Origin of the sequence: Streptomyces sp. NPDC090994, from assembly GCF_044768905.1 — a bacterium.
GTDB lineage: Bacteria > Actinomycetota > Actinomycetes > Streptomycetales > Streptomycetaceae > Streptomyces.
In genome coordinates this window covers 363,389-377,059 of sequence record NZ_JBIVWS010000007.1, presented here as the reverse complement: position 1 = coordinate 377,059, position 13,671 = coordinate 363,389, and the positions used below count along the sequence as shown (strand labels likewise).

The window sequence follows — 13,671 nt, the reverse complement described above, 5'->3', positions numbered from 1 at the left end:
GCCTTCACGCCTACGACTCACGCCTACGACTCACGCCTACGACTCACGCCTACGACTCACGCGTACGACTCCAAGGAGCACCCATGTGCGGAATCACCGGCTGGGTGGCGTTCGACCAGGACCTCACCCTGCGGGGCGACACGGTCGACGCCATGACCGCCACCCTCGCCGACCGCGGCCCCGACGAGGGCGGCGTGCGCCTGTACCGGCACGCCGCCCTCGGCCACCGCCGCCTCGCCGTCATCGACCTGCCGGGCGGCGCCCAGCCCATGACGGCCGAGACCCCCGACGGCGACGTCACCCTCGTCTACTCCGGCGAGGTCTACAACCACCCCGGGCTGCGCGCCGAACTCCAGCGCCGCGGCCACCGGTTCACCACCCGCAGCGACACCGAGACCGTGCTGCGCGGCTACCTGGAGTGGGGCGAGGCCGTCGCCGAACGCCTCACCGGCATGTACGCCTTCGCCGTCTGGGACGAACGGCGACAGCGCCTCGTCCTGGTCCGCGACCGCATGGGCGTCAAGCCCCTCTACTACCACCGCACCCCCGACGGCGTCCTCTTCGGCTCCGAACCCAAGGCCGTCCTCGCCAACCCGGCCTTCCCGCGCCGCGTCGACACCTCCTGCCTGCGCGAACTCGTCGGCTTCACCAAGGCGCCCGGCTGGTCGCTGTGGAAGGACCTGTACGAGGTCGAACCGGGGACCGTGCTGACCGTCGACCGCGACGGGATGCGCGAGCACACCTACTGGCGGCTGGAGACCGCCGAACACACCGACGACGCCGCCACGACCGTCGAGCGGGTCGCCGCCCTGCTCGGCGAGATCGTGCCCGAGCAGTTCGTCTCCGACGTGCCGCAGTGCGTGCTGCTCTCCGGCGGCCTCGACTCCAGCGCCGTCACCGCCCTCGCCGCCCGCCGGCAGCGGGAGACCGGGGAGAAACTCCGCACCTTCTCCGTGGACTTCGCCGGGTACGAGGAGAACTTCCGCCCCGACGAGTTCCGCGACACCCCCGACGCCCCGTTCATCCGCGAGGTCGCCGCCCACGTCGGCGCCGACCACCGCAACGTCGTCCTGGACTCCCGCGCGCTCACCGACCCGGCGCTGCGCCGCGCGGTGGTCGCCGCCCGCGACATGCCCATCGGCCTCGGCGACATCGACAGCTCCATGCTGCTGCTGTTCCGCGCCATCCGGGAGCAGTCGACCGTGGCCCTGTCCGGGGAGTTCGCGGACGAACTCTTCGGCGGCTACGTCTGGTTCCACCACCCGGCCGCCCGCGACGCCGACACGTTCCCCTGGCTCGCCTTCCAGAACACCTACACCGCCGACCGCACCGAACCGCTCCGCCCCGCACTGCGCACCGCCCTCGACATCGGCGGCTACGTCGCCGACGAGTACGCCGGTGCCGTCGCCAAGGTCGAGCACCTGCCCGGCGAGGACGCCTTCGAACGCCGGATGCGCACCAGCAGCCACCTGCACATCACCCGGCTGGTGCGGGCCATGCTCGACCGCAAGGACCGCATGTCGATGGCGACCGGCCTGGAGGTCCGCGTCCCCTTCGCCGACCACCGCCTGGTCTCCTACGTCTACAACGCGCCCTGGTCCCTGAAGACCGTCGACGGCCGTGAGAAGGGCCTGCTGCGGCAGGCCGTCGCCCACCTGCTGCCCCGTTCCGTCACCGAGCGTGTCAAGAGCCCGTACCCGTCCACGCAGGACACCGCGTACGCCGCCGCCCTCCAGGAGCAGGTCCGCGAGGTGCTGACCGACCCCGGGCACCCGGTGTTCGCCGTCTTCGACCCCGACTGGGCCCGCTCCACCGCCGCCGCCGACCCGGCCGCCGTCACCGGCGCCGTCCGCACCGGCCTCGAACGCCTCCTGGACTTCCACGTCTGGGCCGACCTGTACCGCCCCACGCTGGACCTGCCGTGACCGGCGGCCCCCTTCCGGCCGACGGGCCGGAGCACCCCGTGACCGGCGGCCTCCTTCCCGTCGGCGCACCGGAGAACCCCGTGACCGCCCCGTTCCCTGCCGCACCGAGCCACCGGAGAACCCCGTGACCACCGCCCCCCTCCCGCTCGACGAGAGCTTCATCCAGGACGCCCACACCGTCGCCGCCGGCCTGCGCGCGGCCTCGCCCGTACGGTTCGTCGAACTCCCCGGCGGCTTCCCCGTCTGGCTCGTCACCGGCCACGAAGAGGCCCGCACCGCCGTCACCGACCCCCGCTTCAGCAGCGACGGCGTCTACGACCGGCTGGAGCGGCTGCGCCTGGGCGGCGGCGAGGACACCGAGAGCCACTTCGCGCCCGAACTGGCCAAGAACCTCCTCAACCTCGACCCGCCGGACCACACCCGGCTGCGGTCCCTGATCACCAAGGTGTTCACCCCCGGCGCCGTGGCCCCGCTGCGCCCGCGCATCGAGGCCATCACCGACGAACTCCTGGACGCCATGGAGAAGTCCGGCCCGGACCGCGAACTCCTCGCCGACTACGCGCTGCCCCTGCCGATCCGCGTCATCTGCGAACTCCTCGGCATCCCCTTCGAGGACCGCGACGACTTCACCGCCTGGACCCGCACCATGGTCGCCGCCGTCACCCCCGAGGAGATCGGCGCCGCCTCGATGCGCATGGCCGCCTACCTCGGTGACCTGGTCGAGGCCAAGCGCCGCGACCCCGGCGACGACCTGCTGACCCGCCTGGTGCACGTCAGTGAGGACGGCGACCGGCTCAGCCGCGACGAGCTGATCTCCACCGCCGTCGTCCTGCTGACCGGCGGCTTCGAGACCACCGTCAACCTCATCAGCAGCGGCGTCCTCGCCCTGCTGCGCCACCCCGAGCAGTTCGCGCTGCTCAAGGCACGCCCCGACCTGCTGCCGCAGGCGGTGGAGGAGTTCCTGCGCTACGAGACCCCCAACAACCTGTCCAGCCCCCGCTACGCCACCGAGGACGTCGAACTCGGCGGTGTCACCATCCCCGCCGGCCACTTCGTGGTGGTGTCCTGGCTGGCCGCCAACCGCGACGAACGGTTCGCCGAACCCGACCGGCTCGACATCACCCGCCCCGCCGGCGGCCACCTCGCCTTCGGCCACGGCATCCACTACTGCGTCGGCGCCGCCCTGGCCCGGCTGGAGGGCGAGATCGCCTTCGGCCGGCTCCTGGGCCGCTTCCCCGACCTCGAACTGGCCGTCGACGAGTCCGCGTTGCGCTGGCGCTTCTCCACCGCCATGCACGGCCTGGAGACCCTCCCGCTGCGCCTCGGCCCGGCCGCCCGCTGACCCCTCCCCCTACTCCGACACTCGCGATCTTCCGACGGAGGACTCTCGTGCCCCTGCTCGACGGATTCACCCCCTGGCCCGAACCCGCCGCCGCCCGCTACCGCGCCGAGGGCTACTGGACCGGCACCACCCTCGGCTCCGTCCTCCGGGACGGCGCCCGCCGCACCCCCGGACACACCGCGCTGGTCACCGACGGCCGGCGCCTCACCTACGCCGAACTGGACGAGGCCGCCGACCGGGTCGCCGCCGGCCTGCGCGCCCACGGCCTCAAAGCCGGCAACCGCCTGCTGGTCCACCTTCCCAACGGACTGCCGTTCGTCCTCACCCTGTTCGGCTGTTTCCGCGCCGCCGTCGTCCCCGTCCTCGCCCTGCCCGCACACCGGGAGAGCGAACTCGTCCACCTCGCCCGCCTCTCCGGCGCCGCCGCCTGCGTCATGGCGGGCGGCGACCCCGAGCAGGAACGGCTCGCCCGGACGGTGAACGCCGCCGCCCACACCGTCCGGCACGTCTTCACCGTCGCCCCCGGCCCGTACCGCCCCTTCGACGCGCTCACCTCCGCCGAACCGGACCCCGGCGCCCCCGACGACGCCCGCCCCCAGGACGTCGCCGTGCTACTGCTGTCCGGCGGCACCACCGGCCTGCCCAAACTCATCCCGCGCACCCACGACGACTACGCCTACAACCTGCGCGCCAGCGCCCGCGTCACCGGCCTCGACGACTCCACCGTCACCCTCCTCGCCCTGCCCGCCGCCCACAACTTCGCCCTCGCCTGCCCCGGCCTGCTCGGCACCCTGCACGCCGGCGGCACCACCGTCCTGGCCCCCTCGCCCGACCCGGAGACCGCCTTCGACCTGATCGCCCGCGAACGCGTCACCACCGTCGCCCTGGTCCCCCCGCTGGTCCTCGCCTGGCTCGACGCCGCCGAACTCCTCGCCCCCGACCTCACCAGCCTCACCCTCCTCCAGGCGGGCGGCGCCCGCCTCAAGGAGGAGGCCGCCCGCCGCGTACGCCCGGTCCTCGGCTGCGCCCTGCAACAGGTGTACGGCATGGCCGAGGGGCTGCTGAACTTCACCCGCCTCGACGACCCCGACGAGACGGTGTTCACCAGCCAGGGCCGCCCGCTGTCCGACGCCGACGAGGTACGGGTCGTCGGCCCCGACGGCACCGACGTCCCCGACGGCGAGATGGGCGAACTGTGGACACGCGGCCCCTACACCCTGCGCGGCTACTTCCGCGCCGAGCAGCACAACGCCACCGCCTTCACCCCCGACGGCTTCTACCGCTCCGGCGACCTGGTGCGGCGGCTGCCCGGCGGGAACCTCGTCGTGGAGGGCCGCCTGAAGGACGTCATCAACCGGGGCGGCGACAAGGTCCCGGTGGAGGAGGTCGAGAACCACCTCCTCGCCCACCCCCACGTGCACGACGTGGCCCTGGTCGGCTTCCCCGACCCCGACATGGGCGAGCGCACCTGCGCCTTCGTCGTCCCCCGGGGCGAGGCCCCCACCCGGCGCGACCTCGTCGACCACCTCGTCGGCCGGGGCGTCGCGGCCTTCAAACACCCCGACCGGGTCCGCACCGTCGACCGCTTCCCCCGTACCGGCGCGGGCAAGGTCGACCGCGTCGCCCTCACCCGCACGCTGAACACCGTCGCGGAGGCCCTGTGAGCACGCCCGCCGCCGACCCGGGGACCACCGGCTCGGGCTCGGGCGCGTCCGTGCCGGGGCCGGGGGTGCGTGCCTCCGGCTCGGGCGGGTCCGCGCCGGCCCCGGACACACCCGCCCCGGACACGCCCGCCCCCTGCCCCTACCCCTTCAACACCCCCGACGGCCTGGACCTGGCCGACGCCTACCGCGTCGCCCAGCGCACCCCCGGCCTGCTCCGCGTCCAACTGCCCTACGGCGAACCGGCCTGGCTCGTCACCCGCCACCACGACGCCCGTGCCGTCCTCGCCGACGCCCGCTTCTCCCGCGCGGACGCCGGACGGGACGCGCCCCGCACCACCCCGGTCAGCCCCATCGGCCTGGTCGCCACCGATCCGCCCGACCACACCCGCCTGCGCCGCCCCGCCGCCCGCGCGTTCACCCCGCGCCGGGCGGAGGCGCTGCGCCCGCGCGTCAGGGAGATCGCCGAGGATGCCGTCCGCCGCATGACGGCCGCCGGCGCCCCCGCCGACCTCGTGGAGCACGTCGCGCTGCCCGTGCCCATCGCGGTCATCTGCGAACTGCTCGGCGTCCCCGCCGAGGACCGCGACCGCTTCCGCGGCTGGAGCGACACCGTGCTGTCCACCAGCGGCGCCGGACCGCACGACGTCCTGGCCGCCACTGCCGCGCTCAAGGAGTACATGGGAGACCTGCTCGACCGCCGGCGGGCCGAACCCGCCGACGACCTGATGACCGCGCTGCTGCACGCCGGCGACGAGGACGCCCCGGACGGCGGGGCCTCGCGCGAGGAACTCGTCGAACTGTGCGTCGCGATCCTGCTCGGCGGCTACGAGACCACCGCCGCCCAGCTCGCCAACTTCACCTGGGTGCTGCTCACCGAACGCCCCGACGCGCTCGCCGAGTTGGCCGACCGGCCCGACCGGGCCCGGGTCTGGGTCGAGGAACTGCTCCGGTACGTCCCCCTGGCCGCGTCCGCCTCCCTGCCGCGCTACGCCCTGGAGGACGTACAGGTGGGCGGCGTGAAGGTGCGCGCCGGCGAACCCGTCCTGGTCGCCATCGGCGCCGCAGACCGTGACGCCCTGCGCTTCCCGAGGCCCGACCGCCTCGAACCCGACCGAGACACCTCCGGACACCTCGCCTTCGGCCACGGCATCCACCACTGCGCCGGCGCCGCCCTGGCCCGGATCGAACTCCAGGAGGGTCTGACCGCGCTCGCCCGGCTGCTGCCCGGCCTGCGCCCGGCCGGTGACGCGACCTGGCGGCCGGCCGCCTTCCTGCGCGGTCCGGCCACGCTGCCCGTGCGCTGGTGACACCGCCGGGCCCCCGCACCCCCGCCCCGCCCGACGCCGGGCCGTGCGCCACCGCGCCCCCCCGAGACGGCCCCGCCGCGCCCCGCCAGACAGCCCGGGCGCTCCCGCGACACAGCCCCGCGCACCCGCGAGACAGAAGGAAGACCGTGCTGACCGACCCGACCGAACAGACCGCAACGACCGTCCCGACCGGTCAGACCGCCACGACCGACCAGACCGCCGCGACTGCCCAGGCCGGTCAGACCGCCCCGACCGACCAGACCGCCGCGACTGCCCAGGCCGGTCAGACCGCCACGACAGCCCAGACCGCCCCGACCGCCCCGACCGCCGAGGTGGCCAAGACGGACCCGGCCGCCGCCGAGCTGACGGACCTCCATGCCCTGCGCGCCCGCCTCGCCTCGGTCCTCGACCTGTCGCCCGACGCCGTGCACGACGACGACAACCTCATCGCCCTGGGTCTGGACTCCATCACCCTCATGAAGCTGGCGGCCCGCTGGCGCCGCGCCGGGGCCGACCTCACCTTCGGCGCCCTCGCGGCCCACCCGACCCCGGCGGCCTGGCACGCGCTGCTCGCCACCCGTACGGAGCCGGACACCACGCCCGCCGCCGCTCCCGGGGATCACCCACCGACCGGCCCCTTCCCCCTGGCCCTGATGCAGCACGCCTACTGGGCCGGACGCTCCCCGGGGCAGCGGCTCGGCGGGGTGGCCGCGCACTTCTACCACGAGTTCGACGGCACCGGAGTCGACCCCGACCGCCTCCAGGACGCCGTACGGTCCGTCCTCGCCCGGCACGACATGCTCCGGGTCCGCGTCCTCGACGACGGCACCCAGGAGATCCTCGCCGCCGCCCCCTGGCCCGGCCTCCGCGTCACCGACCTGCGCCACGAGACCGCCGAGCGGGCCGAGGCGGAACTGGAGCGCCTGCGCGCCGCGTTGTCCCACCGCACCCTGGACATCGGCGCCGGCGAGGTCTTCGACGTACGGCTCACCCTGCTGCCGGACGGCCGTACCCGTACCCACGTCAACCTCGACATGATCGCCGCCGACGCGCTCAGCCTGCGTGTCCTGCTGGCCGACCTCGCCGACGCCTACACCGCGGGCGGCAAGGTGCCCCGGGCCGAGCCCGGCTACTCCTTCCGCCGCTACCTGTCCGACCGGGAGGCCCACCGGGCCGGCCCCGGCCGCGCCGCGCGGGAAGCGGACCGGGCCTGGTGGCGGGAGCGCCTCGACGCGCTCCCCGGGCCGCCGGAGCTGCCCGCCGCAGGCCACGACGCCGACGCCACGACCGTCGTGCGCAGGCACCGGCTGCTCGCCCCCGAGCGGGCCGCCGCCTTCGAGGCACGGGCCCGCGCCCACGGCCTGACCCCGGCGCTCGCCCTCACCGCCGTCTTCGCCGAGGTCCTCACCGCCTGGTCCGCCGAGCCCTCCTTCCTGCTCAACCTCCCCCTGTTCGACCGCGAGCCGCTGCACCCCGACGTCGACGCCCTGGTCGGCGACTTCACCTCCTCGGTCCTGCTCGCCTGGGACGGCACCGCGCCGGGCGGCTTCGCCGACCGGGCCGGACGGCTCCAGGAGCGGTTCCACGCCGACGCCGCGCACGCCCGGCACTCCGGCGTCGAGGTGCTGCGCGACCTGACCCGCCGCCGCGGCGCCCAGCTGCTCGCCCCCGTGGTGCACACCAGCGCGCTGGGCCTCGGCCCGCTCTTCCCGGCCTCCGTCACCCGCGTCCTCGGGGACCCGGTGTGGATCATCTCGCAGGGCCCGCAGGTCTGGCTGGACGCCCAGATCACCGAACTCGACGGCGGACTGCTCGTCAACTGGGACGCCCGCGAGGCCGCGTTCGCGCCCGGCGTGCTGGACGCCATGTTCGCCGCGTACGAGGGTCTCCTGGACCGGCTCACCGACGACCCGGAGGCGTGGACCGCCCCGGTCGGCGACCTGCTGCCCGCCGCCCAGCGGCGCACCCGGCACGCCGCCGGCGACGACACGGGCCGTCCGCCCGGCACCGGACTCCGCCTCCACGACGAGTTCTTCCGCCACGCCGCCACCGCGCCCGACGCCCCCGCGCTGCTCGGCGACGACACCGCGCACCACACCTACGGCGACCTCGCCGCCCGCGCCCTCACCGTCGCGGGCCACCTGCGCGCCCAGGGGGTGCGCCCCGGCGACCTGGTCGCCGTCAGCCTGCCCAAGGGCTCCGAGCAGGCCGTCGCGGTCCTCGGCGTCCTCGCGGCCGGTGCCGCCTACCTCCCCGTCGCCGTCGACCAGCCCCCCGCGCGCCGCGCCCGCGTCCTCGCCTCCGCCGGCGCCCGCCTGCTCCTCGACGACCTGGACGCGGCCCGTACCGCCGAGCCCCTGCCCGCCCCGGTGCCCGGCTCACCCGACGACCTCGCCTACGTCCTGTACACCTCGGGCTCGACCGGCGAACCCAAGGGCGTCGAGGTGGCCCACGCGGCGGCGATGTGTACCGTGGCCGACCTCCGGGCCCGCCTCGGACTCGGCCCCGCCGACCGCACCCTCGCCCTCTCCGCGCTGGAGTTCGACCTCTCCGTCTTCGACCTGTTCGCGCCGCTGAGCACCGGCGGCGCGGTGATCTGCGTCCGGGAACCGGACCGCCGGGACGCCGACGCCTGGCTGCGTCTGGCGCACGCCCACCGGGCGACCGTGCTGAACTGCGTACCCGCGCTGCTGGACATGCTCCTCACCGTCGCGGAGACGCGGACCACGCCGCTGCCCCTGCGGGCGGTCCTGCTCGGCGGCGACCGGGTCACCCCCGACCTCGCCGAACGGCTCGCCCGCCGGGCCCCCGACTGCCTCTTCGCCGGCCTCGGCGGCACGACCGAGACCGCCATCCACTCCACCTGGCAGCAGGTCACCCTCCCCGTCCCGGAGGACTGGAGCATCGTCCCCTACGGCCGTCCGCTCGACGGCGTGCGCTGCCGGGTCGTGGACCCGCTCGGCCGGGACCGTCCCGACTGGGTGCCGGGCGAGCTGTGGATCGGCGGCGGGGGAGTGGCCCGCGGCTACCGCGGCGACCCCGAGCGCAGCGCCGACCGGTTCGTCGACCACGACGGCGTGCGCTGGTACCGCACCGGCGACCGTGCCCGCTACCGCCCCGACGGCGGTCTGGAGTTCCTCGGCCGCGCCGACCACCAGGTCAAGGTGCGCGGCCACCGCGTCGAACTGGGCGAGATCGAGGCCGCGTTGGCCGCCCACCCCGACGTGGCGCGGGCCGTGGCGGTCCTGCTGCCCACCCGCCGGCTGGCCGCGGCGGTCGTCCCCGTCCCCGGCCGCCGGCCCACGCCCGCCGGCCTCGCGGAGCACCTCGGCACCCTCCTGCCGCCCGCCATGCTCCCCGACACCGCGGCCGTGCTCACCGAACTCCCCCTGACCCGCAACGGCAAGACCGACCGCGCCGCGGTCACCGCCCGGTTGGCCGAGCGGTCCGCGCCCGACCGGCACGAGCCGCCCCGCACCGACGCCGAACGCCTGGTCGCCGCCGCCTGGCAGGACGTCCTCGGCATCCCCGCACCCGGCCCCGGCCGCACCGACGACTTCTTCGCCCTCGGCGGCGACTCCCTGCTGGCCACCCGGCTCCTCACCCGGCTGCGCGCCGACGGCGCCCGGGGCACCGCCCTGAGCGCCCTGTTCGCCCACCCGGTGCTCGCCGACTTCGCCGAGACCGTCCACCTCGGCCCGGCCCGCCCGCCGGTCCGGCCGCCCGCCGCCGACCCGGCGCACCGCCACGACCCGTTCCCGCCCACCGACGTCCAGCTCGCCTACTGGCTCGGCCGCGGCGAGGAGTTCACCCTGGGCGGCGTCGGCTGCCACTTCTACCGCGAGTACGACATACCCGGCCTCGACGTGGCCCGCCTGGAGGAGGCCGTCAACCGCCTCGTCGCCCGGCACGAGATGCTCCGGGCCGTCTTCGACACCGACGGCAATCAGCGGATCCTGCCCGACGTGCCCCGCTTCACCATCGAGGTCACCGACGCCGGACCGGACGCCGGACCAGACCCCGACAGCGCCCGCGCCGCCCTGCGCGACACCTGGTCCCACCACGTCTTCGACCCCGGCCGCTGGCCCCTGTTCAGCGTCGCCGCCGTCCGCGACGGGCAGCGCGTACGGCTCGCCGTCGGCATGGACAACCTGGTCCTGGACGCCCTGAGCATCCTCACCTGCTACGCCGAACTCTCCGCCCTCTACGCCGACCCGGACGCCGGACTGCCGCCCGTGGACGTCTCCTTCCGCGACCACGTCCTCGCCGCCCGGCCCGACCCCGGCGAACTGGAGGCCGCCGAACGGCACTGGGACCAGCGGCTCGACACCCTGCCCGCCGCCCCCCGGCTGCCGCTCGCGTGCGACCCGGCCGACCTCGCCCGGCCCCGGTTCGCCCGGCGTACCGCCGTCCTCGACACCGCCGCCCGCCGCGCCCTGGAGGAACGCGCCCGCGCCCACGGCGTCACCCCGTCCGCCGTGCTGCTCACGGCGTACTGCGAGGTGCTGTCCCGCTGGAGCGCCGAGCCGGACCTCACCGTCAACCTGACCCTGTTCGACCGGCGGGAGGCCCACCCGCACATCACCCGGGTGCTGGGCGACTTCACCTCCCTCGTCCTGGTCGGCCACGAGCACCGGCCCGGCGAGCCCTGGCTGACCGGCGCCCGCCGCACCCAGCGCGAACTGTGGGAGGCCCTCGACCACCGCTCCCTCTCCGCCGTCCAGGTACTGCGCCGGCTCGCCCGCCGCACCGGACAGGCCGACGTCACCATGCCCGTCGTCTTCACCAGCGCCCTCGGCCTGGCCACCGGCGACGACCCGGCCGGCCTCTTCGCCGACCAGGTGTACGGCATCACCCAGACCCCGCAGGTCTGGCTGGACCACCAGGCCGTGGAGCGGCGCACCCCCGAGGGCACCGTGATCGACCTGCACTGGGACGCGGTGGAGGACCTGTTCCCCGAGGGCGTCCTCGACGCCATGTTCGCCGCGTACACCGCCCACCTGCGCACCCTGCTGGAGGCCGACTGGACCGCGCCCCGCCCGGTCCCCCTCCCGGCCGCCCAGCGTGCCGCGCGCGACCGGGCCAACGACACGGCCGCGCCCCTGCGGGAGACCTCCCTGCACACACCGTTCTTCCGCAACGCCGCCGCCCGCCCGGACGCCCCGGCGCTCCTCGCCGGCGACACCACCGTGACCTACGGCGAACTGTCGCTGCGGGCCCGCCGGATCGCCGCCCTGCTGACCGCGCACGGCGTCCGCCCCGGCGAACCCGTCGCCGTCAGCCTGCCCAAGGGCCCGGACCAGATCGCCGCCGTCCTCGGCGTCCTCGCCGCCGGCGCCGCCTACGTCCCCGTCGGCGTCGACCAGCCACCGGCCCGTCGTGACCGCATCCTCACCGGGGCGGGCGTACGCCTGGCCCTGACCGGGGACAGCGCCGACGACTGGCCGGCCGTACTCCTGCCCCTCGCCGAAGCGGACCGGCACGAGCCGCTCCGGGCCCCGGTCGTCGCCCCACCGGACCGACTGGCGTACGTCATCTTCACCTCCGGGTCCACCGGCGACCCCAAGGGCGTCGAGATCACCCACGGCGCCGCCGCCAACACGGTCGAGGACATCGACGACCGCTACGGGGTGGGCGCCGGCGACCGCGTCCTGGCCGTCTCCGCCCTGGACTTCGACCTCTCGGTGTACGACGTCTTCGGCCCGCTGTCGGCCGGCGGCGCGCTGGTCACCGTCGCCGAGGACGAGCGCCGCGACGCCGAGCGGTGGGCCGACCTGTGCGTCCGGCACGGGGTGACCGTCTGGAACACCGTCCCCGCCCTGCTGGACATGCTGCTGACGGTGGCCGAGCACCAGCCCGGCCGGGTGCCCGGCACGCTGCGGCTGGCGCTGCTGTCCGGTGACTGGATCGGCCTCGACCTGCCGGGGCGGCTGTCCGCGCTGGTCCCCTCCGCCCGGCTCGTCGCGCTGGGCGGCGCCACCGAGGCGGCGATCTGGTCCAACGCCCATGACGTCGAGCGCCCGCTCCCGGGCTGGCCGTCGATCCCGTACGGCAGGCCGCTGCGCAACCAGTGCTACCGGGTCGTCGACCCGCACAGCGGCGCCGACCGGCCCGACTGGGTGCCCGGCGAGCTGTGGATCGGCGGCGCGGGACTGGCCCGCGGCTACCGGGGCGCACCCGACCTGACGGCGTCCCGGTTCGTCGTCGACGGCGGCCTGCGCTGGTACCGCACCGGTGACCTCGGCCGGTACCGGCCCGGGGGAGTGCTGGAGTTCCTCGGCCGCACCGACGACCAGGTGAAGATCCGGGGCCACCGCATCGAGCTGGGGGAGATCGAGACCGCGCTGTCCGCGCACCCGGCGGTGACCCGCGCCGCGGTCGCCGTCTCCGGCACCGGCGCCGCACGTGAGCTGGTGGCGGCCGTCGTACCCGCCGAAGGGCACGAAGGCGCGGCGCTCCCGGAGGAGTTGCCGCGCTGGCTGGCGGACCGGCTGCCGCCCGCCATGGTGCCGCGCCGGATCGCGACGCTGCCCGCCGTCCCCCTGACCGCCAACGGCAAGGTGGACCGGCGGGCGGTGACCTCGGCCGTGGCGGCGGACCGGAACCTCGGACAGGACGCGGCGGACCGGGAACTCGACCCGGTCGAACGGTCGGTGGCACGGCTGTGGGAGAGCGTCCTGGACACCCCGGTGCGCACGGCGGAGGACAACTTCTTCACCCTCGGCGGGGACAGCGTTCAGGCGGTCCGGCTCGTCGAACGGGCCGCCGGTGAACTCGGGGTACGGCTGCCCCTCGCCCGCTTCTTCGCCCGGCCGACCGTCGGCGCCTTCGCCGACCTCGCCCGCGCCCGGACGCAGGAGGAGAGCACGGGGACGGAGCGCATGGAGGAAGGGGTGCTGTGAGCACGCGATGAGCAGGCTCTGAGCACGGGCCGCGGGGCCCGACCCACGTGTGCCGCGCCGTCCGGGCGCGGCACACGTGCGCCGTCAGGCGTCCGTACGTCCGGTGTGGCAGTCGTCGCACATGCCGGTCAGCTCCAGCGTGTGGTCCACGTCGTGGAAGCCGGTGACGCGCGCGATGTCCGCCGCCCACCGTTCGACCTCGTCGGAGTCGACGGCGAGACTGAGGCCGCAGCGCCGGCACAGCAGGTAGTGCCGGTGGCCGTCGGCGGGCCGGGGCCGGTAGAGACGCTCGCCGTCGCTGTCGCGCACCATGTCCACCTGGCCGGCGGACTCCAGCAGGTGCAGCGTGCGGTAGACGGTGGTCAGGCCGACCTCGACCCCGTCGGCCGTGAGCGCCGCGTGCAGGGTCTGGGCCGAGGTGAAGCCGTCGCACGCGGTCAACGCCTCCAGGACGGCGGCCCGTTGCGGGGTGAAGCGCCAAGCGCCGCGGGTCGTTCCGTACATCGGTGTGCCTCCGTCACGGCGGGAACG

Annotated in this window: 6 protein-coding genes; 5 read left to right on the top strand and 1 reads right to left on the bottom strand. The window is 75.5% G+C overall.

All coding sequences use genetic code 11. The features are described from left to right. Window positions 1–83: 83 nt before the first annotated feature. From asnB to ACIQR3_RS18675, 5 genes are all read left to right on the top strand, one after another. A complete protein-coding gene (asnB, locus tag ACIQR3_RS18695) occupies window positions 84–1,925 on the top strand; it encodes an asparagine synthase (glutamine-hydrolyzing) (protein ID WP_403540004.1) in 1,842 nt (613 codons plus the stop codon). Window positions 1,926–2,049: 124 nt separating this feature from the next. After that, entirely contained in the window at window positions 2,050–3,267 is a 1,218-nt protein-coding gene (locus ACIQR3_RS18690; RefSeq protein ID WP_403540002.1) for a cytochrome P450, read from the top strand. Window positions 3,268–3,314: 47 nt separating this feature from the next. After that, window positions 3,315–4,931, top strand: a complete 1,617-nt coding sequence (locus tag ACIQR3_RS18685) for a (2,3-dihydroxybenzoyl)adenylate synthase (protein WP_403540000.1) — start codon at window positions 3,315–3,317, stop codon at window positions 4,929–4,931. Window positions 4,932–5,095: 164 nt separating this feature from the next. Further along, the gene (locus ACIQR3_RS18680) at window positions 5,096–6,238 is read left to right on the top strand and encodes a cytochrome P450 (protein ID WP_403540074.1); all 1,143 of its coding nucleotides are present in this window, start codon (window positions 5,096–5,098) and stop codon (window positions 6,236–6,238) included. Between the two features lie 332 nt (window positions 6,239–6,570). Next, complete coding sequence (locus tag ACIQR3_RS18675; RefSeq protein WP_403540072.1) at window positions 6,571–13,140, top strand: amino acid adenylation domain-containing protein; 6,570 nt, start codon at window positions 6,571–6,573, stop codon at window positions 13,138–13,140. Window positions 13,141–13,224: 84 nt separating this feature from the next. Here the strand turns inward: ACIQR3_RS18675 and ACIQR3_RS18670 are convergent, their stop codons facing one another. Next, on the bottom strand, window positions 13,225–13,644 hold the full coding sequence (locus tag ACIQR3_RS18670; protein WP_403539998.1) for a Fur family transcriptional regulator: 420 nt from the start codon (window positions 13,642–13,644) through the stop codon (window positions 13,225–13,227). Window positions 13,645–13,671: the final 27 nt, after the last annotated feature.